General features: G+C 43.2%; 22 protein-coding genes and 1 other RNA gene. All 23 read left to right on the top strand.

Translation table 11 applies throughout. The features are described 5' to 3' along the window. The first annotated feature begins 5 nt into the window (after positions 1-5). The 23 genes from QPK24_RS18140 (at position 6) to QPK24_RS18030 (ending at position 21,842) form a co-directional block, all read left to right on the top strand. Entirely contained in the window at positions 6-449 is a 444-nt protein-coding gene (locus tag QPK24_RS18140; RefSeq protein WP_160034110.1) for a GatB/YqeY domain-containing protein, read from the top strand. A gap of 127 nt (positions 450-576) precedes the next feature. After that, positions 577-1,953: an NfeD family protein gene (locus QPK24_RS18135; protein WP_285743560.1), complete on the top strand. Its 1,377-nt coding sequence runs from the start codon at positions 577-579 to the stop codon at positions 1,951-1,953. A gap of 95 nt (positions 1,954-2,048) precedes the next feature. After that, positions 2,049-3,059: a flotillin-like protein FloA gene (gene floA / locus QPK24_RS18130; RefSeq protein ID WP_285743558.1), complete on the top strand. Its 1,011-nt coding sequence runs from the start codon at positions 2,049-2,051 to the stop codon at positions 3,057-3,059. Positions 3,060-3,072: 13 nt separating this feature from the next. Then, on the top strand, positions 3,073-3,594 hold the full coding sequence (locus QPK24_RS18125) for a hypothetical protein (protein WP_285743556.1): 522 nt from the start codon (positions 3,073-3,075) through the stop codon (positions 3,592-3,594). 125 nt (positions 3,595-3,719) lie between these two features. Beyond that, positions 3,720-4,013 carry a sporulation protein YqfC gene (gene yqfC, locus QPK24_RS18120; RefSeq protein WP_285743554.1) on the top strand — a complete coding sequence of 98 codons (294 nt, stop codon included), beginning with the start codon at positions 3,720-3,722 and terminating at the stop codon, positions 4,011-4,013. After that, positions 4,010-5,215 (top strand): sporulation protein YqfD, encoded by a 1,206-nt coding sequence (yqfD, locus tag QPK24_RS18115; protein WP_285743553.1) that lies wholly within the window; start codon positions 4,010-4,012, stop codon positions 5,213-5,215. The genes yqfC and yqfD overlap by 4 nt, the downstream gene beginning before the upstream one ends. A 6-nt stretch (positions 5,216-5,221) precedes the next feature. Next, positions 5,222-6,193 (top strand): PhoH family protein, encoded by a 972-nt coding sequence (locus QPK24_RS18110; RefSeq protein ID WP_160034122.1) that lies wholly within the window; start codon positions 5,222-5,224, stop codon positions 6,191-6,193. Positions 6,194-6,210: 17 nt separating this feature from the next. Next, positions 6,211-8,439, top strand: coding sequence for an HD family phosphohydrolase (locus QPK24_RS18105; RefSeq protein WP_285743551.1), 2,229 nt, complete (start codon positions 6,211-6,213; stop codon positions 8,437-8,439). An 87-nt stretch (positions 8,440-8,526) separates the two neighbouring features. Then, positions 8,527-9,021 carry an rRNA maturation RNase YbeY gene (gene ybeY, locus QPK24_RS18100; protein WP_285743549.1) on the top strand — a complete coding sequence of 165 codons (495 nt, stop codon included), beginning with the start codon at positions 8,527-8,529 and terminating at the stop codon, positions 9,019-9,021. Continuing rightward, positions 9,021-9,386, top strand: a complete 366-nt coding sequence (locus QPK24_RS18095) for a diacylglycerol kinase family protein (RefSeq protein ID WP_285743547.1) — start codon at positions 9,021-9,023, stop codon at positions 9,384-9,386. Before ybeY ends, QPK24_RS18095 begins: the two co-directional genes overlap by 1 nt. 37 nt (positions 9,387-9,423) lie before the next feature. Continuing rightward, complete coding sequence (locus tag QPK24_RS18090; protein ID WP_285743545.1) at positions 9,424-9,831, top strand: cytidine deaminase; 408 nt, start codon at positions 9,424-9,426, stop codon at positions 9,829-9,831. 39 nt (positions 9,832-9,870) lie between these two features. Further along, entirely contained in the window at positions 9,871-10,773 is a 903-nt protein-coding gene (gene era, locus QPK24_RS18085; RefSeq protein WP_285743543.1) for a GTPase Era, read from the top strand. Between the two features lie 135 nt (positions 10,774-10,908). Then, a complete protein-coding gene (locus tag QPK24_RS18080) occupies positions 10,909-11,061 on the top strand; it encodes a YqzL family protein (protein WP_160034134.1) in 153 nt (50 codons plus the stop codon). Positions 11,062-11,097: 36 nt separating this feature from the next. Beyond that, positions 11,098-11,850, top strand: a complete 753-nt coding sequence (gene recO / locus QPK24_RS18075; RefSeq protein ID WP_285743540.1) for a DNA repair protein RecO — start codon at positions 11,098-11,100, stop codon at positions 11,848-11,850. Positions 11,851-12,203: 353 nt separating this feature from the next. Beyond that, a complete protein-coding gene (gene glyQ / locus QPK24_RS18070; RefSeq protein WP_160034137.1) occupies positions 12,204-13,091 on the top strand; it encodes a glycine--tRNA ligase subunit alpha in 888 nt (295 codons plus the stop codon). After that, positions 13,084-15,159, top strand: a complete 2,076-nt coding sequence (glyS, locus tag QPK24_RS18065; protein ID WP_285743537.1) for a glycine--tRNA ligase subunit beta — start codon at positions 13,084-13,086, stop codon at positions 15,157-15,159. Before glyQ ends, glyS begins: the two co-directional genes overlap by 8 nt. Positions 15,160-15,361: 202 nt before the next feature. After that, positions 15,362-15,817: a YaiI/YqxD family protein gene (locus QPK24_RS18060; RefSeq protein WP_285743535.1), complete on the top strand. Its 456-nt coding sequence runs from the start codon at positions 15,362-15,364 to the stop codon at positions 15,815-15,817. 45 nt (positions 15,818-15,862) lie between these two features. Continuing rightward, entirely contained in the window at positions 15,863-17,683 is a 1,821-nt protein-coding gene (gene dnaG / locus QPK24_RS18055; RefSeq protein ID WP_285743533.1) for a DNA primase, read from the top strand. Between the two features lie 44 nt (positions 17,684-17,727). Beyond that, complete coding sequence (gene rpoD, locus QPK24_RS18050) at positions 17,728-18,858, top strand: RNA polymerase sigma factor RpoD (RefSeq protein ID WP_160034146.1); 1,131 nt, start codon at positions 17,728-17,730, stop codon at positions 18,856-18,858. Between the two features lie 212 nt (positions 18,859-19,070). Further along, positions 19,071-19,838, top strand: a complete 768-nt coding sequence (locus QPK24_RS18045) for a tRNA (adenine(22)-N(1))-methyltransferase (protein WP_285743531.1) — start codon at positions 19,071-19,073, stop codon at positions 19,836-19,838. Beyond that, entirely contained in the window at positions 19,814-20,929 is a 1,116-nt protein-coding gene (locus QPK24_RS18040) for a Nif3-like dinuclear metal center hexameric protein (RefSeq protein WP_285743529.1), read from the top strand. The genes QPK24_RS18045 and QPK24_RS18040 overlap by 25 nt, the downstream gene beginning before the upstream one ends. Before the next feature lie 70 nt (positions 20,930-20,999). Beyond that, positions 21,000-21,400: RNase P RNA component class A (gene rnpB / locus QPK24_RS18035), an RNA gene on the top strand. A gap of 193 nt (positions 21,401-21,593) precedes the next feature. After that, on the top strand, positions 21,594-21,842 hold the full coding sequence (locus QPK24_RS18030; protein ID WP_285743527.1) for a hypothetical protein: 249 nt from the start codon (positions 21,594-21,596) through the stop codon (positions 21,840-21,842). The last annotated feature ends 29 nt before the right edge of the window (positions 21,843-21,871 follow it).

Here is a 21,871-nt window from a genome sequence, read left to right as displayed (position 1 = left end):
ACAACATGAATCTTAGCGAACGATTGAACGAAGATATGAAGCAAGCGATGAAGAGTAAGGACAAGTTCAAACTCTCCACCATTCGATTGGTTCGTTCGACGATTAAGAATCTTGAAATAGATTTGAAAAGACCTTTGGATGACAACGAAGTGCTTGATATCCTCAGTCGTGAAATCAAACAGCGCAAAGATGCCCTCCAAGAATTTGATAAAGCGGGTCGCACAGAACTTGCGGAGAATGCCAAAGCGGAAATTGATATAATCAGTCAGTACCTTCCCGCACAGCTTAGCGAAGAAGAAATTAAAGTCATTGTACAGCAGACCATCCAGGAAACCGGTGCTTCTTCGAAAGCCGAGATGGGGAAAGTCATGTCAGCCCTGATGCCGAAAGTAAAAGGCAAAGCAGATGGCAAGCTGGTGAGCCAAGCAGTTCAACAATTTCTGCAATAACATAACCGTAAACACTCCCTAACTCAGGGAGTGTTTTTTCTTTTTTGAAACGTAAATGGTTTACATACGTAATATACATTATGTGTTGGGTATTATAGGATGGTATAGAAGGGAGGTACAACAAATAATGAATAAAATCAAAAATTGGAAATTTCCGGTTGTTATTTTAATCGCTTTCTTTGTTACTCTCGTCTCTGCTTTTGTTCAACCACAGGGAATTCAGGCTGCTGCGAAAGATGGTGCGGTATATGTCATTCCTGTAGATCAGCCTATTGAACGCGGGCTTCAAAAATTCATGGAACGCGGGTTCAAGGAAGCGGAAGAAATACAGGCAGGCCTGATTGTTCTTCAGATTAATACGCCTGGCGGACTCGTTGCAACGACAAAAGAAATTGGAGATATGATTCAGGCAAGTGAGATTCCTACCGTAGCTTTTATTAACGGAGATGCAGCCTCAGCAGGCAGTTATATTGCTTTAGTCTCGGATTATATTGCAATGTCTCCGGCAAGTACGATTGGTGCGGCAGCTTTGGTTGATGGGAGCAATAATTATATTGATGATCCCAAACTCGTAGCTACCTGGAAGTCAAACATGCAGGCGGCAGCTGAAAAGAATGATCGTAAAAAAGAGATTGCAGGCGGGATGACCGATCTGAATATGGTTGTTGAAATGCCTGAAATTAGTAGAACCAAAGAAAAAGGCGAAGTGATCTCTCTAACAGCGAAGGAAGCGCTCGAAGTGGGTTATGCTGACAAAATCGTCTCATCGCCTGCCGAAGTAGCTGCATGGCTAAATTACTCGCCGGATCAAATCTATACGATGGAACAGACGACATTTGAGAAGATTTCGAGTTTCCTTACGCATCCTGTTGTCTCAACAATTCTATTATTCATTGGGATCGCTGGAATACTGATTGAACTATTTGTTCCTGGATTTGGAGTACCGGGTATTGTTGGTTTCTTGAGTTTTGTCCTTTATTTCGGTGGAAGTTATGTGGCAGGGATCGGCGGATCAGAAACGTGGTTCCTATTTATCATCGGGATTGCACTCCTTATCTCTGAACTATTTGTTCCAAGCTTTGGTATTTTGGGTGTACTTGGTGCCGGAAGTCTTATTACAGGGGTCGTACGAGCCGCGTACGATACAAGTACCGCACTTGTTTCCTTAGGGATTGCGGCAGCTGCTGCGATTGCACTTGTGATCATTGTCGCCATTGTGTTCAAGGAGAGAGGAATATGGAATCGTTTTATTCTGAATGATAACATGACGGCTGATAGAGGATATTCTTCGGTTAGAACTAGAGAAGACCTGATTGGAATGGAAGGTACAAGTGTGACTCCGCTTCGCCCTTCGGGTACGGCTGTCATTGGGACAGAGCGTGTAGATGTGGTAACAGAAGGGGAATATATTCTTGTAAACGAACCTATTTATGTGTACAAGGTGGAAGGTTCGCGTGTTGTGGTGAAGAAACAAAGTGAAAGAGAGTTTAACGTCGTCAAATAACTGCTGTTAAAAAACTGCTGTTAAATATCTGTAACTGTAAGATAAGATGGCATGAGTTTGTTTTAAAAAATTAATTTGTTGGAGGAATTTACTACATGGTATTTGAATCAGGTTGGATAGCTATTCTGTTAATTGCCGTTGTTGCGGTCATCATATTAAGTGTGTTCTTTAGCTTTTTCCCTGTAATGCTCTGGATCTCGGCGCTTGCGTCCGGTGTCCGATTAAGCATTATTACCCTCGTTGCTATGAGACTGAGAAGGGTTGTACCGAGCCGAATTGTAAACCCGCTCATTAAAGCTACAAAAGCCGGACTTGGTCTTAATATCAACCAACTGGAAAGTCACTATCTCGCAGGCGGTAACGTAGACCGAGTGGTTAACTCCTTGATCGCTGCACAGCGTGCGAACATTCCACTTGAATTTGAACGTGCTGCAGCGATTGACCTTGCAGGTCGTGATGTGCTTCAGGCGGTTCAAATGAGTGTTAACCCACGAGTAATTGAGACTCCTGTCGTTTCTGCGGTAGCAAAAGACGGAATTGAAGTGAAAGTTAAAGCTCGTGTAACAGTTCGTGCTAATATTGATCGCCTCGTCGGTGGTGCAGGTGAAGAAACCATTATTGCGCGTGTAGGCGAAGGGATTGTAAGTACGAACGGTGCTTCTGCTTCACATAAAGACGTACTTGAGCATCCAGACCGTATCTCTCGTACCGTACTTGAGAAAGGCCTGGATGCAGGTACTGCATTTGAGATTCTCTCTATTGATATTGCCGATGTAAGTGTTGGTAAAAATATCGGGGCTGATCTGCAGACAGAACAAGCAGAAGCAGATAAACGAATTGCGCAGGCAAAAGCAGAGGAAAGACGTGCGATGGCTGTTGCTCAAGAACAAGAAATGAAAGCGCGTGTTATTGAGATGAGAGCACGTGTTGTAGAAGCAGAGTCTGATGTGCCGCTCGCGATGGCAGAAGCTTTCCGAAACGGACAACTCGGAGTCATGGATTATATGAACTATCGCAATATCGAGGCAGATACAGAGATGCGCGGTGCTATTGCGAAGCCGGAAGAAAGCAAGAGAAACCAGGATGATCATAACCAAAACAGATAAGGTGGTGAAATAGATGAACCTTCTGGACTGGTTATTTAGCAACATCTACTTCGTATTTGTGATTGGCTTTGCGCTCATTTCATTTTTGAATAAAGCGAATAAATCGAGAGGAAATGGCAGATCGGAAAGACCTTCTTCAAGAGAGTTTACACTTCCTATCGATCCTGTTGATTCCCGTGATGGAGAGTATCACAATCCTTATGATACTCCTGCTGCGGACTCTCCCTCTTCACACTTCCCTAATGCTGCAGAAGATACTTTCGATGAAGAATTATCTCAGCATGATGTGATGGAGCAACAGCGCAGACAGTTTGAAGCAGAGAGACTGCGGTTAGAAAGAATAAAAGAAGAGTCTGAGAGAGCAGCAAGAGCCGCACGGCGTGCTGCAGCTTCCAGGGCACAATCTGCTCAGAAACCGAATGAACAGGAAAAGTTATTTGCTGACCCATCTGATATTCGTAAAGGGATAATTTGGGCAGAAGTATTAGGACCGCCGCGGGCAAAACGTCCTTATCATTCTCGCAATAAGTATTAAAATTGATTTACCTAAAGGCCGTCTTTTCTCTTTATGGAGAAAGGCGGCTTTTTGTCATGAAATCCTCATAAAGCTCTCTTTTCCTGCATATGAATTAGAGTACAGGAAGGGGGAAGACCAGCTCAATGACCCGGATCAGTCGCAATTTGCGCAAATGGACCAGCGAAGTACTCGATTTGCCGCAGGATGTTCTTTTTGACATGCCGAGGCTAACCCTAATCGGAAGTAAGCAATTATACATAGAGAACCATCGCGGTGTTGTACATTTTTCCAACGATAAACTTGTACTCGACCTGTCTGTAGGACGTCTTGAGGTAAGCGGTGCAGAGCTTGTCATTCGGAATATTATGCCTGAAGAAGTAGCGGTAGAAGGCCATATTAAAAATATTCAGTATATAGGAACGGAGGATGTCAAGTGAGAACACCGAGCTTGGCCAATATTAGGGGAACTGTTCATATTGTACTTCTCGGGGGCGACATCGAAGCCATGATTAATGAAATGGCGAAGCATGGACTGAATGTATGGGAGATCAAAGCAATAGGTAATCGCAGTGCCAGTATGAATATTCTGGTGAACGATTTCTTTGAGCTTCGCCCGCTTCTAAAACGGACAGGCTGCCGGGTACGGGTAAAGCAGCGTATTGGGCTCCCTTTTTTCATGGCAAGAGTACTGAAACGGAAACTGTTTGTAACGGGGGCCATTTTATTCTTCGTTTTATTGTATGGCATGTCATCATTGATATGGGACGTCAAAGTAGAAGGGAATATCAAAATACCAGAAGAAGAAATTTTGGAAGTAGCTCGCAAAGAAGGGTTATATCCTTTTCAATTCTCATTTCGGTTACCGGAACAGGACGAGCTGGCCAAGGATATGGTAAAGCAGCTCCCTGCAATTTCGTGGATCGGGGTAAACCGGGAAGGAACTAAAGTTACAATACAGGTCGTTGAAGCAGACGAACCGGAGAAGAAACCGCTGATGAGTCCAAGACACCTGATCAGTAAGACGGATGCAGTAATCACAGAAATTTATGCAGAGCAAGGCAGACCCGTAGTTCAGAAGGATATGCGCGTCAAGAAGGGTGCTGTACTTATATCAGGTATTCTTGGAGATGAAGAGAACACGCAGAGTGTCGTAGCCAAAGGAGAAGTAAAGGGGCTGGTTTGGCATGAATATAATATTGAAGTACCTTTGCTGCAAAAGCAGATCACTTATACAGGCGAGTCCAAAGAACGTCGTTTCCTTGTGCTCGGCAATCGAGCAATCCAGTTCTGGGGCTATGGAGATACTCCATACAGCAAATTCGAGACCATTACCGAAGTGGACCCGCTGAAATGGCGCTCTTTTAAACTTCCGGTGGGCTGGATGACGGAAATTGACCGTGAAACATTGTATAAAGAGCAGTCTCTTGGTGAAGAGTTTGTGAAAGAGCAAGGTCTGAAAGCAGCAAGAAATGATATTTTAGCGAAAAACGGAAAAGGTACGAAGATTATTAGCGAAAAAATTTTGCATGAGAAGAAAGAGAATGGTAAAGTTTATATGAAAGTGCTTTTCGAAGTAGAAGAAAGTATCGCGGTGGAATTACCGCTCGTTTATAACCAAGTTGAAGATCAAGGAGAATGAGATTATTTGACAGAACATAATCGCAGCATACGCATCTCTCTTCAGAACGCAGGTGAAGGACAATCTCTATTTGGACCACAGGACACTTTCCTTAAACTCATGGAGTCCGAAATTCCAGTGACGATTGATTCACGTGAAGCCGAAATCACCATTCGGGGCGACGGAAATGAAGTTGAGAAAATGGAACAGCTATTTGAAGTATTATTGCAATTAATTCGTAATGGATACATTCTTTCCGAAAGAGATATCCAGTACGCAACCGAACTTGCCAAAGATTTCAGAGCCGATCAGCTGCTTGACTTATTTAAAGGTGAAATTACAACTACCTTTCGCGGTAAACCCATTCGTGTAAAGACGATTGGGCAGAAACATTATGTTACAACCATCAAGAAACGGGACATCGTATTTGGAATCGGACCTGCGGGAACAGGGAAAACCTATCTTGCTGTTGTTCTCGCGGTAGCCGCGTTAAAAGAAGGCTCTGTGAAGAGAATTATATTAACCCGGCCTGCTGTCGAAGCAGGGGAGAATCTCGGTTTCCTGCCGGGAGATCTTCAGGAAAAGGTCGACCCTTATCTGCGTCCGCTGTATGATGCACTGTATGATGTCATGGGTCCCGATCAAACGGCCAAAGCCTTGGAACGCGGTCTCATAGAGATTGCACCACTGGCGTACATGCGCGGCCGTACACTGGATGATTCTTTTATTATTTTGGATGAAGCGCAGAATACCACACCGGAACAGATGAAAATGTTTTTGACCCGTCTCGGTTTCGGTTCCAAAATGGTAATCACCGGAGATGTAACACAAATCGACTTGCCTAGAGGTAAGAAATCAGGACTCATAGAAGCAAAATCAATTCTATCGAGTGTGGAAGAGATTGGATTTGTTTACTTTGCTGAAACGGACGTGGTAAGGCACACCCTTGTGCAAAAAATCATCACTGCTTACGACCGAGCTGCAGAAAATCAAGAATAGAAAGGGATTGTTTCCTGGTGACCCCTAAGGAATTGTCTAAAGACAAGTCTTTTCAGAATAAGAAAATGGGATGGAAGAATAGCAGGGGAGCCCGCTATCTTCTGTTTTTGTTTATGCTCATTCTGTTCTATGTTAGTTTGTCTCCGAGTCTGTTGCCTGAGCGTTATGATATTCAGCAGGGAACACGTAGTGAAAAAGAAATTAAAGCGCCGATGCAGATCCAAGATAATCAAGCACGCGCGCTCGCACAGGAACAGGCGGCTGAAAGTGTTCAGCCGATCTACCAATACGTCTCTTTACGTAATGAAAGTTTAATTACATCCATACTTGATCGTATTGACCGTTTAAATCAGGATGATATATCAAGTGACGATAAGATTGAAATCTATAAGCAAGAAATTCCGCAGCGACTCAGGGACTCCGTAACGAATTTTATTAACAATAATCGAAGTTCCGGTATTTATTCCGATCCGCTGCTTGAAGAAATTCGTAAAGTAACCGAAAGTCAGTCTTACCGTATTCCAGAAGAGACTTATATCAAAATAGCCAGATTGTCTTCGGATCAGATTAAAGAGATGAAACCTGTGGCAAGAGAACTTGTCTCTCGGCTTATGGTGGACCAGATTACGGATGCATCTATTCCACGTGCAAAAGTAGCGGAAATGGTTAATACAAGCTCGCTTAATGATCGTACCTCTCGTGAAGTGGTACAGGAACTTACCCGATTTGTGATTACATCAAATAAATTCTACGATGAAGAAGCGACGAAAGAAGCCAAAGCGAAAGCGCGGGAGAATACGCCGCCTGTGTACATCGAAGAAGGGGAAACGCTTGTAGCCAAAGGGGAAATTATTACCGAAGAAGTGTACAAGCTGCTTTCGGATAATAAACTTTTGCGTGATGAAGTGAATTATTGGCCGCAGTTTGGTTTATTGTTACTGTCGCTGTTTTTGTCATTAGGCATCCTTATGTACATGCAGCAAATGAGTAATCCAGAATTTAAGTACAATAATGCACAACTGCTCATGCTGTTATGTGTATTTGTGATTACGATAGGCAGTATGCATTTAGTTGCTTTTCTTCAGACAGATGGTCGAGTATTTGTTGGATACTTGGCTCCGGTAGGGATTGGCGTCATGTTAATTACCCTGCTGCTCGATATACCTTTGGCCTATATTTCTGCTATTATTTTTGGGATTGTGGCCAGTATCATACTAAATACGCAGCAAAACGAAAATTTCGACTTTAATTTTGGATTATTTACTGTCATTGTCAGCTTTGTTGCTATTTTTGCTACAGACAAGGCAAGCCAGCGCTCCACTTTACTGAAAAGCGGTATTATGGTGTCTTTGATCGGATCTCTTGTGGTCTTCATGCTTTCGATTCTTGGAGATGGTGACTGGGATCGTACGAATGCGCTGTACGGAGTAGGTTTTGCTTTTGCAGGTGGAATTCTGATGGCGATTCTTGCCATTGGTCTCATGCCGTTTTTTGAATCTACATTTGGAATTTTATCCGCTTTGAAGCTCGTAGAGTTGTCGAATCCGAATCACCCGTTATTACGCAAACTGCTTACAGAAACACCGGGAACTTATCATCACAGTGTGATGGTAGGTAACTTGTCTGAGGCAGCTGCTGAAGCGATCGGCGCAGATGGACTCTTATGCAGAGTGGGCTCTTATTATCATGATATTGGAAAAACAAAACGGCCGATTTATTTTATCGAGAATCAGAACAATATGGAGAATCCGCATGACACACTCGATCCTAAGCTGAGTAAGTCCATTATTATCGCTCATGCAAGAGATGGTGTGGAGATGCAAAAAGAATATAAACTTCCTAAACGAATCCGAGATATTGCAGAGCAGCATCATGGAACAACCTTCTTGCACTTTTTCTATCAAAAGGCGATAAAGCAGGCGGAAGAGGCAGGAGTAGAACCTGATTTTACGGAAGAAGATTTCAGATATCCAGGTCCTAAAGCTCAGTCCAAAGAAGCAGCTATTGTAGGAATTGCAGACAGCGTGGAAGCCGCAGTTCGTTCCTTACGGAAACCGACGGTAGAACAGGTAGAAACGATGATTGAGAAGATTATCAAAAGCAGGCTCGATGATCATCAGCTGAATGATTGCGATTTGACCATGCGTGAGCTGGATATTGTGGCGAAGACGTTAAAAGAAGCGGTAATGGGTATTTTCCATTCTCGAATCGAATATCCGGAAGAAATAAAGAAACCAAAAAGTTAAGTCAGAGCCAGCATTGAAAAGTCTTAGCGTCAGACTTAACCGCTTATTAAGATAACAATAGAGTATAAAGATAAGGAGCATACGAAAATGAGTGTGCAGCTCGTATGGAACAATAACCAAGAAGTTGTTGAGATTACGGAAGAATTGATTGGGACTTTAGAAAAACTGCTTGAAAAAGCTGCCGAGATGGAGAAGATTACAGATGGTGAGGTAGCCCTCACTTTTGTAACAGATCAGGAGATTCATGAGCTAAATAAGGAGTATCGGGGAATCGATCGTCCTACCGATGTACTTTCTTTTGCGATGAACGAATCGATTGATGAAGAACTGGATATTATTTATGATCTTGGTGAGAATGAAGCTATAGATCTCCCTGAAATCCTTGGAGATATTATAATCTCAGTGGAGACCGCGATTGCTCAAAGTAAGGAATACGGTCATTCTATTGATCGTGAGATCGGATTTTTGTTTGTGCATGGTTTTCTTCATTTGTTAGGTTATGATCATCAGGACGAAGCTAGTGAAGCGGAAATGATGGGAAAACAGGAAAAAGTTCTTGCTGAGGTGGGGCTCAGTCGGTAATGAAGAAGCGCTCATGGGGTGATGTATTTCGTAACGCAGTGGAGGGCTTAATCGAAAGTTTTCTAACGCAGCGAAATCTGCGTGTTCATGCGGCTTGTGCTCTCCTTGCCGTTGTTGCAGGCCTGTTTTTTCATATCTCGCAGGTAGACTGGATGTTCATCTGTGTGGCAATTGCTGGTGTGATGGTTACAGAGCTGCTGAATACCGCTGTTGAACGGGTCGTAGACCTTGCCTCCCCTGAGTTTCATTTGCTCGCAAAATCCGCTAAAGATACCGCTGCTGGAGCTGTGCTGCTGGCGGCGGTTTTTGCCGTCATTATTGCAATATTTGTTTTTTGGGAGCCGCTGATAACATGGGCTTTCTAAAATAAATAACATTTCGTTCTAGAAAGAGGTAAGATATATGGATAAGCAAAGTTTAATGAAAGAAGCCATTGAAGCTCGAAAGAAAGCTTATATCCCGTACTCTCACTTTGGAGTGGGTGCTGCACTGGTCGGGGAAGATGGCCATATTTATCATGGTTGTAATATTGAAAATGCAGCTTACGGTCCAAGTAACTGCGCAGAGCGAACGGCTGTGTTTAGTGCCATCGCAAGCGGCCATGCGCCTAGAAAGTTTAAAGCAATAGCAATCGTAGGAGATACAGAAGGTCCGATCTCTCCTTGCGGTATATGTCGTCAGGTGATGTTTGAATTGTGTGAATCAGATATGCCTGTTTATTTAGGAAACCTGAAGGGTGACATGATGGAAACAACCGTCTCCGAACTACTGCCAGGTGCATTCGGCCCTCAAGATCTTGCGAAAGTATAAAATCAATGTACAGGGCTATAGCCCTAATGTGGAGGAAATATGTCAAAAAAAGAATTTAAATCGGGTTTTGTAGCCATTATCGGCAGACCGAATGTAGGTAAATCCACCTTAATGAATCAAGTCATCGGGCAGAAAATTGCCATTATGTCTGATAAACCGCAAACTACAAGAAATAAAATTCATGGGGTATATACCGCAGACAATATGCAAATCGTTTTCTTAGACACACCAGGTATTCATAAACGTCAATCTAAACTAGGCGATTTCATGAATATGACGGCACTTAATACGCTTCGAGAAGTAGAAGCGGTTCTATTTTTGGTGGATGCTGCAGATGGAATGGGCGGCGGCGACCGCTTTATTGCCGAACAGTTGAAAGATGTAAAAACGCCTGTCATCCTTGTGTTAAACAAAATCGATCAAATTGAGCCTGAAGCTCTTTTGCCTCTAATTGAACAATACAGCAAGCTGCATGAGTTTGCCGAGATCGTACCGATTTCAGCCAAGCTTGGCAATAACGTAAATACACTTCTTGATCAAGTTAAGAAGTATTTGCCGGCAGGTCCTCAGTATTATCCTGAAGATCAAATTACAGATCATCCGGAACAGTTTGTCATTGCTGAGCTTGTTCGTGAAAAAATTCTGCATATGACACGTGAAGAAGTTCCTCACTCCATTGCTGTTACCATTGAAGATATGCGTGCTGAGAAAAACGGGACAGTGTATGTATCTGCTGTGATTTATGTGGAGCGTGATTCTCAAAAAGGGATTATTATCGGTAAACAAGGCGCTCTTCTTAAAGAAGTAGGGAAACGAGCTCGTCAAGATATTGAAAGACTTCTCGGTTCCAAAATATTTTTGGAACTTTGGGTAAAAGTGAAAAAAGACTGGCGGAATCAAGACCGTGTTCTCCGTGATTTAGGTTTTCATCGAGACGCGTAAATAGTTCGAATATTTGAGAAATGCCTTTTCTGCCGTACACTTCCAGTGCTGTTTTGTGCATAGAAAGATCTCCCTTGTATCATCCTATCTCTTAGATGCTTATCAAGTCATTTCCACAAGAGAGGATGAATACTTATGCGAGATTTTTCGTGGACGTATTTTGCAAAGACTGGAGATGTTGATGCTTACTTGCTGTACAAAGAAGCTTGTGCATCTGCCTTGGATGAGGTAGGAATCGAAGCTGAAGGGGAGGTTGAACCTTTTGATGCGATTCAGATCGAATCTTAGTAAAGTGCGGCAGGAGTGGCTTGTGGAGGACGAAACATGCTATACAGGGTGGAAGGGATCGTCATCCGCAGTATGGACTACGGCGAAGGGAACAAGATTATTACGCTTTGCACCGAAAATGGAGGTAAAGTAGGAGTTCTTGTTCGTGGAGCTAAGAAGGCAAAAAGCCGTCATGCTGCCCTGACACAGCCGTTTACGTATGGGGAATATGTGTTTTTTCGGAATCAGGGACTGGGCACCTTAAATCAAGGCGAAATTATTGAATCTCACCATCTACTCCGTGAGGATATTATAAAGGCAGCATTTGCCTCTTATGCTTGTGAGTTATTAGATCGTGTGCTGCAGGATGATGAAACAGGGACCTTTTGGTTCAAACAATTAAAGGCTTGCCTCGGGGCTCTTCAAGAAGATAAAGATCCGGCTATTATTATTCATCTTTATGAAATGAAAATATTACAATCCACTGGATATGCACCTGAGCTCCAAGCTTGTATTTCCTGCGGACGGGAGAGGCCGGACGAAGAATATTTTATTAGTCCGGGTCTTGGAGGCGTTCTATGCCGTGCGTGTAAACACTTTGATCCACCGGCCATGAACATAACCCCTAGGGCATTAAAACTGTTACGCTTATTTTCAGCGCTGGATTTACAGCGGCTTGGCAATATCTCTGTACGTGAAGAGACAAAGGCTGAAATTAAAGTGATCATGCGTGCTTTTATGGATCAACAATTAGCCTTGAAATTAAAATCACGTCATTTTCTTGATCAAATGGAAAAGTACGGTTTATAGAATGTGATTCAAAAGTCCATTCTGGATGTTTCCTTGACAAGCGCATTGTCACTAAGTTATTATGAACCATAATAGTCTCTTTGAGACATGCGTTGATCGAGAAAGTACTGAACAGACAAACCTTAACTAGCGAGTCGGTGCAGGTGAGAGTCCGGCAGGTTTTGTTTAGGAAACGGCACTCGTGAGCAGAACATGATACGGAAAAGTGGATTGCTTTAAAGCTCCTTCTGAGCTTTGAGGTAATCAAGTAGGGTGGAACCGCGGGATTAACTCTCGTCCCTACGTCTGTATAAAACAGGCGTAGGGCGGGGGTTTTTTGCTGTCCTACAGCTGATGAAAAAGGAGAGAAGTACATGAATTTTCAGCAAATGATTTTAACGCTGCAAGAGTTCTGGGCAGGCCAGGAATGCATTATTGTTCAGCCATATGATACGGAAAAGGGCGCAGGTACAATGAACCCAATGACTTTCCTTCGTTCCATCGGACCTGAACCATGGAAAGTAGCTTATGTGGAACCGTCAAGACGTCCTTCGGATGGAAGATACGGAGAAAACCCGAACCGTTTGTACCAACATCACCAGTTCCAAGTCATTATCAAACCTTCTCCTGACAATATTCAGGAACTGTATTTAGACAGTCTTAAGGCCCTCGGTATTGATGCGAATCAGCATGATATCCGTTTTGTAGAAGATAACTGGGAGAATCCTTCTCTTGGTTGTGCGGGTCTCGGCTGGGAAGTATGGCTCGACGGTATGGAAATTACACAGTTCACTTATTTCCAACAAGTCGGCGGGATCGAAACAAGTCCTGTTTCTGTTGAAATTACCTATGGTATGGAGCGTCTGGCATCCTATATCCAGGACAAAGACAATGTATTTGACCTGGAGTGGGTAGGCGATGTGAAATATGGGGACGTGTTCCATCAACCGGAAGTGGAACATTCTAAATATACGTTTGAAGTATCGGATGTTCGTATGTTATTTACGCTCTTTAACATGTATGAAGAAGAAGCAAAAAAGGCAATGGATCAGGATCTGGTATTCCCAGCTTATGATTATGTGCTCAAATGCTCTCATACGTTTAACCTGCTGGATGCCCGCGGAGCAATTAGTGTAACGGAACGGACGGGCTATATTACGAGAGTACGTAATCTCGCACGTCAAGTCGCTGCAACGTATCTAGCGGAGCGCGAGAAGCTCGGATTCCCATTGATTAAGCAAGGAGGTGCGGATCATGTCTAAAGATCTACTATTTGAAATTGGTCTGGAAGAAGTGCCTGCAAGATTTGTGCGCGGAGCGATTGAGCAGCTGCAGGACCGGATGGAAAAATGGCTTAGCAGTATTCGGGTAAACCATGGTGCTGTAGAAGCTTATGCGACACCGCGTCGTTTGGCTGTCATTATTAAAGACGTTGCTGAAAAGCAAGAGGATATTGAAGAAGAAGTAAAAGGACCTTCACGCAAAATTGCGGTTGATGAAAACGGAAATTGGAGCAAAGCAGCGCTTGGTTTTGCGAGAAGCCAGGGTGTTTCTCCAGAGCAGTTTACGTTTAAAGAACTGGGCGGAGTGGAGTATATCTACGCAACGAAAAGCAGCAAAGGCACGGAAACTTCTGAAGTGATTGCTGAAGGATTGCTGCAAATTTTACATGCGATGACATTCCCTAAATTTATGCGCTGGGCTTCTTATGATTTCAAATTTGTTCGTCCGATCCGCTGGATGGTTGCACTCTTTGGGTCAGATGTAGTCTCTATAGAAGTTGCGGGCGTTACTTCGGGCAATATTACACGAGGACACCGTTTCTTAGGAAAAGAAATCGAGATTAAAGAGCCCTCTGCTTATGTTGAAGCATTACGTTCTGAGCATGTAATTGTCGATATTGAAGAGCGTCGTGCAATGATTGTGAAACAAATTGAAGAGCTCGCTAAAGAGAAGAACTGGACCATTGGTGTAAAAGAAGATTTGCTTGAAGAAATCTTGTTCCTCGTTGAGACGCCAACAGTGTTATACGGAACGTTTGAATCTTCATTCCTTCATATTCCGCAGGATGTGCTGATTACTTCGATGCGTGAACATCAACGTTATTTCCCTGTGTTTGATGATAAAGGTACATTGCTTCCTTACTTCGTCACAGTACGTAACGGCGGAAAAGAATCGCTTGATGTGATTGCAAAAGGGAATGAGAAAGTGCTTCGTGCACGTTTGTCCGATGCGAAATTCTTTTACGAAGAAGATCAAAAATTACAAATTAAAGATGCAGTATCCAAACTTGAGAGCATTGTTTTCCAAGAAGAGATGGGTACGGTTGGTGATAAAGTCCGCCGCATCCGCAAAATTGCTGATGCACTCGCAGCGAAGCTGGATATCCCGGCAGATCAGGTGGAATCGGTAAGCCGAGCAGCTGATATTTGTAAATTTGATCTTGTTACACAGATGGTCTATGAATTCCCAGAATTGCAGGGGGTTATGGGCGAAGATTACGCTTTGAAAGCAGGGGAACGCGCCGAGGTAGCTAGAGCAATCTTTGAACATTATCAGCCAAGATCAGCTTCTGACCAAGTTCCGGCATCGATGATTGGATCTATCGTAAGTATTGCTGATAAGATAGATACCATCGTAGGATGTTTCTCGATCGGTATTATTCCAACGGGTTCACAAGATCCTTATGCTCTGCGTCGTCAAGCAGCAGGTATCGTACAGATCGCTTATGAACATGAACTGCCTATAACTTTGGATGCTATTTTTGAGATTGGCATCGGAGTTCACGAAAGTATGAGAGTGATGAAACGTCCAGCTGATGAAATACGTAAAGACTTACAGGAGTTCTTTGGTTTGCGGGTCAAAAAGCTCTTGTCTGAAACCATGCGTTATGATGTAGTGGATGCGGTAATTAGTGCTCAGTACAATGATATCGTATCCGTTACGCGCCGCGGAGCTGCTTTGATGAATGCTGTTGTCTCTGAAGAAGATTTCAAAACAACAGTAGACTCCTTTAACCGTGTAGGTAATTTGGCTGCCAAAGCTTCTAATGCTTCGGTTAGTGAAGAGGTATTTGTGGAAGATGGAGAGCGTAAACTATATGATGCATGGAAGGCGACTTCTCCTGCTTACCAAGAAGCGATTGCTCGTCATGATGCAGAGAAGGCCTTAAGTTTGGCTAGCTCCTGGAAAGAGCCTATCACCGAATTCTTCGATTCGGTTATGGTTATGGCAGAAGACGAAGCTGTTCGTGCGAATCGCTTAGGCTTACTCGCGTCTATCGATCAAGACTTGAAATCATTCGCTGATTTCTCCAAATTGGTTTGGTAATAATCATCAGGGTCTATACTGAACGTTGAGATTATCAAAACAAGATATAGGAAAAAAGGATATATTAATGGGCAGCGTATATCGCTGTCCTGTGTTATTTTCTTTGTTTGCTGTATTTGATGCCTGGGCAGGAATTAGGATGGTCTCAGGCGTATATAATAATATCCCGGACTGAATTTAAAAAGAGACGGGTGATGGAGATATGCAAAGGCGAATTGTTGTCGATGGTGATGCTTGCCCCGTAAAGCGTGAGATTGCAGAAACCGCTCCTAGGTTTGACATGCATGTGCTGATGGTATCTTCATTTGATCACCGATTAGAGGCAGCAGAAGGGGTAACGGTAATTCAAGTAGATCGCAGCGATCAGAGTGCCGATCTATACATTGCGAATCATATACGTGCACATGATGTGGTTGTGACTCAAGATTATGGACTTGCTGCACTGGCTCTAGCCAAGAACTGCAGTGTTATTACTTTTCGAGGAAAAATAATTGATAATCAGGACATTGATTTTCTGCTTGATTCTAGACATACTCATGCAAAAGCAAGAAAAAGGGGTCATTATGGGAAAGGTCCAAAGCCGCTGACAGATGAGGATCGCAGGACATTTCAACATAAACTGACAAAACTTTTGAAAGATTTGCAGGAGTTTGTGTGAGTTTAGCGAATTATATTTACGTGTTAAGAGATGAAGGTGGTTAGGATGAGTGCCGGACAGGGTAACATACCGGAAAGTGTTATCGAATCAGTTCTTCAGCAACATGATATCGTAGACACGGTAAGTAAATTTGTACATCTGACCAAGCAGGGCAAATACATGAAGGGTCTTTGTCCGTTTCATTCAGAGAATACCCCTTCGTTTACAGTTACACCAGAACGCCAGATTTTCTATTGCTACGGTTGCGGCAAGGGTGGAAATGCCATCAAATTTAGGATGGAAATCGAAGGATTAACCTTCCCCGAGGCTGTAAAGTCAATGGCAGAAGAAAGTCATATCCCTCTTGGGGATTGGCATGGACGTGATGTTGCGCACCACAATCCGGAAACGGAGCGTTTGCTGCAAGCGAACGAACTTACTGCGAAATTATACCATTATCTACTCAAAAATACGGAGTACGGAAAAGCAGCGATAACATATTTGCGTGGTCGGGGTATGAACGATAAGGCAATTGATCATTTTCAGATTGGTTATGCTCCTGCAGGATGGAATACACTGGTTCAATTTCTTGAGAAACGTTCTTTCTCTCTTCCCGAAATGGAGAAGGGCGGACTCATTTCTTCTCGACATGAAGGCGGGGGATATGTAGACCGTTTTCGAGATCGTATTATTTTTCCAATTAAAAGCAGCAGCGGCAAGGTTATTGCTTTTGCGGGACGAACCATGGGAGATGGCCAGCCCAAATATCTAAACTCACCCGAAACGAGATTATTTAATAAAAGTCGGATCCTCTATAACATGTATGATGCGAAGTCGTCCATTCGTAAGAAAGGGCAGACCATTTTGTTTGAAGGATACGGGGACGTAATCTCCGCGTGGGAGCATGATATTCTTAATGGTGTGGCCGGAATGGGAACCGCATTAACAGAAAACCAAGCACGAATGCTTAAATCACTCAGTGATGAGGTAATTATTTGTTATGACGGTGATAAAGCCGGACAAGCTGCTGCACTAAAAAACTTGCCTATCCTAGAATCCGCTGGTCTTGTCGTCAAGATTGCGCTTCTAACGGATGGACTTGATCCGGATGAATTCATTCGAAAGCATGGCGGTGACCGCTTTACCCATCAAATTATTGAGGGTGCAGTGTCTCCGATAAAATTTAAGCTTATAAACCTGAAGAAAAACCATATACTGCTAGAAGAAGGTGGTCGAATTGCTTATTCAAGGGAGGCCATCAAACTGATAGCTCCCCTCTCTTCACCAACAGAAAGGGAAGTATATCTTCGGGAACTTTCATCTGAAGTAGATGTTGATTTCGAGACTCTAAAGCAGGAATGTAACCTCGAAAGACAACAAATACAAAAAAACGAGCATTTTGGGGATAATATTGATAAAAGGTGGAATAATGGTAGGCAACAAAATAGGCAGATTCCTACACCGAATCTTCTTCCTGCCTATCATGCGGCCGAGAGAAGGCTTCTATCCTGGATGCTTCAAGACGAAGAAGCTGCAAGGTACGTCAACGAACATTTAGGCGAGGCTTTTAACATTAACGATCATGCAGCAATTGCTGCTTATCTATATGCTTATTACGCACAAGGAAAAGCGCCGGATACAGGACTGTTTATGTTATCCCTTCAGGATGATCGCTTGGAAAAAACAGTGAGCTCAATCACCATGATGGATGCTCCTGGTCAGTGGGATCAGAGTGCCCTTGATGATTGTATACGAGAGGTTCTTAAATACCCTGTACTCAGGCAGATTGATCAGAAGAAAGAAGAAATGATTGCTGCCGAACGATCCGGAGACTTTTTGCGTGCAGCACAAATTGCAAGTGAGATTATAACCCTAGAGAGACAGTGATTGTTTTTAGCATAGCATGTTTCTAGGGAGGAGGGAGTCGGAATATGGCGAATGATCAGCATACTGAACTAGAGACAGAATTGACGCTGGATCAAGTAAAAGACCAACTGATTGAACAAGGTAAAAAGAGGGCGTCATTAAACTATAAAGAGATCATGGAGAAACTTTCTCCATTTGATCAAGATCCGGAACAAATGGATGAGTTTTATGAACAGCTCAGTGATTTGGGAATCGATGTAGTGAATGAAAATGATGAGGAGAACCCGCTTCGTCCAAGTGAAGACTCCGAAAACAATGATAGCGATGATTTCCGTTTTGATGATGATTTAAGCTTACCTCCAGGTATCAAAATTAATGACCCGGTGCGTATGTATTTGAAAGAAATCGGCCGTGTTCCACTTCTATCCGCAGATGACGAGGTTGAACTCGCTAAGCGTATTATGAATGGAGACGAAGAAGCAAAACGCCGCCTCGCAGAAGCGAACTTACGACTCGTTGTAAGTATTGCGAAGCGTTATGTGGGCCGTGGTATGCTTTTCCTAGATCTCATTCAAGAAGGTAACATGGGACTAATCAAAGCGGTTGAGAAGTTTGACCACAACAAAGGTTTCAAATTTAGTACGTATGCAACTTGGTGGATTCGCCAGGCGATCACTCGTGCAATTGCCGATCAGGCTCGTACCATTCGTATTCCCGTGCATATGGTAGAAACCATTAACAAATTGATTCGTGTATCTCGTCAGCTCCTTCAAGAGTTAGGGCGCGAACCAACACCGGAAGAGATTGCAGCTGAAATGGATCTGAGTGTAGAAAAAGTAAGAGAAATTACGAAGATTGCACAAGAACCGGTTTCACTGGAAACACCGATTGGTGAGGAAGATGATTCTCATTTGGGAGACTTTATCGAGGATCAGGAAGCACTTGCTCCTGCAGATGCAGCAGCTTATGAACTCCTTAAAGAGCAATTGGAAGATGTGCTGGATACGCTGACTGAGCGTGAAGAGAATGTGCTTCGTTTGCGGTTTGGTCTTGATGATGGACGTACAAGAACACTTGAAGAAGTAGGTAAAGTGTTTGGTGTTACACGTGAGCGGATTCGTCAGATCGAAGCAAAAGCATTGCGTAAGCTACGCCATCCAAGTCGCAGCAAACGCCTGAAAGATTTTCTTGAATAGTTGAAATAGTGGGCCTTCTGCTGTGTGATGTGGCAGGAGGTCCTCTTTATTTATAAATAATACGAACAAGTTTTCTTGTTTTTGGAACTAATGTATTGAATTTGCTAATAAACATTATTTTAGCTCTTTTTTTGTCTGATTGCAAATGAGAATGCATTACTGCGAAGGTCCTCTTGGACTGTAAACCAAGTAAATATGGATGGTGTTGTGAAGTGAAATTGTCAAAAAGATTGCAGTTATTACATGATCTAATGGACCCGGGACGGATACTTGCTGATATTGGTTCAGATCATGCACTTTTGCCGGTAGCTTGTGTTCGCAGCGGTCAAGCTGTGAAGGCGATTGCGGGCGAGCTGAACGAAGGTCCATTTGAAGCTGCAAAGAAACAAGTGGCAAGCGCAGGACTTTCTGCGAAAATTGAAGTGCGCAGAGGAGATGGCCTTGATGTCATCGAACCAGGAGAAGTAGATACAGTTACAATTGCAGGTATGGGGGGAGCGCTGATTGCTGCAATCCTAGATCGGGGCATTCATCGGCTGAAAGGTGTCACTCGGCTTATTCTGCAGCCTAACGTTGGAGAAGATATACTCCGTAAATGGTTATATGAACATGATTTTGTTGTTGAAGCAGAGCGAATTATTGAAGAAGACGGAAAAATTTATGAAGTTATTGCTGCCGTACCCGCTTATTTCTCTCATATCGCTAATGAGGAGATTTATGAACCAAAATTAATCGGTACTCGCGAAAATGAAATCGAACTGAGCAAGGAAGAGCTAATTGCGATGGGTCCTTTTTTAGTAGAACAAGGAGGTCCTGTCTTTATTAAAAAATGGCACTGGGAAATGGACAAGCTAAAGCATGTACTAAAATCTTTGTCTAACTCAGATCTACCTGCTGCAAAAGAAAAAGCCGAAGAAATTCAAAATAGGTTGAAGCGGATTGAGGAGGTACTGTTATGTATGCAAAAGGACAAACTGTAATTTCATATATGGAACAGCTCGCACCAAAACACCTGGCTGTCCCTGATGATCGAATTGGACTGCAGCTAGGAACGCTCCAGAAAGAAATCAAGAACGTTCTTGTTGCTCTTGACGTAACAGAAGAGGTTATTGATGAAGCGATCCGCATTCAGGCTGATTTAATTATTGCGCACCATGCGATTATATTTCGGCCATTAAAATCGCTTACTACCGATTCTCCGATGGGTAAATTATATGAAAAGCTGATAAAGCATGATATTGCGGTATACATTAGTCACACAAACCTGGATGTCGCTGAAGGCGGAATTAATGACTGGATGGCTGAGGCGATCGGAATTCAAAATAGTTCTCCTCTTGAGGATTTGCATACAGAAAACTTATATAAATTGGTGGTATTTGTACCAAAGACGCATCATGAAAAAGTACTGCAGGCTATTCTTGGTGCAGGAGCCGGTGCGATCGGTGATTACAGCCACTGCAGCTTCAATATAGACGGTGTAGGGACTTTTGTACCTGGAGCAGGAACTAAGCCTTTTATTGGCTCAGAAGGTCAAATGGAGCGTGTAGAAGAGGTGCGGATTGAAACAATCGTTCCTGCTTCTGTAAAGAGCAAAGTCGTTCAGGCAATGTTAAAAGCCCATCCATATGAGGAGGTAGCTTATGACCTCTACCATATGGATCTGAAGGGAAGATCACTTGGTCTAGGCAGAGTAGGAAAATTAGCTGAACCTGTCTCGCTGCAGACACTCGTAGATACAGTGAAAGAACAATTCGATGTCAGTACCGTCCGAGTGGTCGGTGATTTAAATCGTACTGTGAAGAAAGCAGCTGTGCTTGGAGGTTCAGGCAGCCGGTATGTTAACCTTGCCCTGTTCAAAGGTGCGGACGTAATTGTAACAGGAGACATCGATTACCATACCGCTCAAGATGCTTTAATGGCAGGCATTGCAATTATTGATCCAGGACATAATATAGAGAAAATTATGAAGCCTAATACAGCCAAATGGCTGCGTTCTAAACTTGAACAGCATCAATATGAAACAAAAGTACATGCTTCCGAAATCAACACAGAACCATTTCAATTTGTGTAAACAGATAAATCCCAGGAATTGTACTTGTATGAAGCAAGAGTTCCGAGTATAATATGTAATGTTGTTTTGGAAAGTTTAACAGACAATCGCTGGTGGCCTTGTTGCCACGAGAGGAAAGTCCGGGCTCCATAGGGCAGGATGCTGGATAACGTCCAGTCAGCGCGAGTTGAAGGATAGTGCCACAGAAATGGACCGCCGATGGCTGGTTTATGCCAGCACAGGCAAGGATGGAACCGAGGTGTAAGAGACCCCGAGGAACGCTGGTGACTTCGTTCCTGGTAAACCCCATCTGGAGCAAGACCTAAAGAGACACAGTCACTTGTGACGGCCTTAGCCCGAGGTGTGTCTAGGTTGGTCGCTTGAGCTGTTCAGCAATGAATGGCCTAGATAGATGATTGTCGCTTGAAGTGGGAGGGTAGTTCCCGTGATACCACGAAGAGTACAGAACCCGGCTTACGGAAAACTTTCCTAACTGACAACAGCTTAACATTAACAATGAGAATCATGATGCAAATACAAACGGCAGTGTTGATCCGCAAAAAGGATTGACATTCTGCCGTTTTTTTATTTTTACATCTATTTTTGTCATTAGGAGACAAACATCCAATCCGATAAGATGATTTCGAATAGATTATATTATCACAAGAGAAGGAGTTGTTGAGTTATGAGTTATCAAGGTCATCACCATATGAAAAAGCATTGTCCAGTCTTAAAGCCAATTGTTTGTGAACCGGTTCATGTTGTGAAAAATCACTATCACAAAGCGATTCAACCGATCATTCACCCTGTAGAGATCATCAACAAACATCATGTTATTCCTGTTCCAGTTCATGAATGGGCTGTTGCAGAAACTGATCAAGAAGGACAAATGGGCAACGTTGGTAATTGCTGCGGTAGAAATCGCCGTAGATAGTACGAATGAAAAAGAGCAGACCAGAGGCT

The organism is Paenibacillus polygoni (assembly GCF_030263935.1).
GTDB classification, from domain to species: Bacteria; Bacillota; Bacilli; order Paenibacillales; family Paenibacillaceae; genus Paenibacillus; species Paenibacillus polygoni.
The sequence above is the reverse complement of the archived record's forward strand: the minus strand, read 5'-3'. Positions and strand labels throughout refer to the sequence as shown.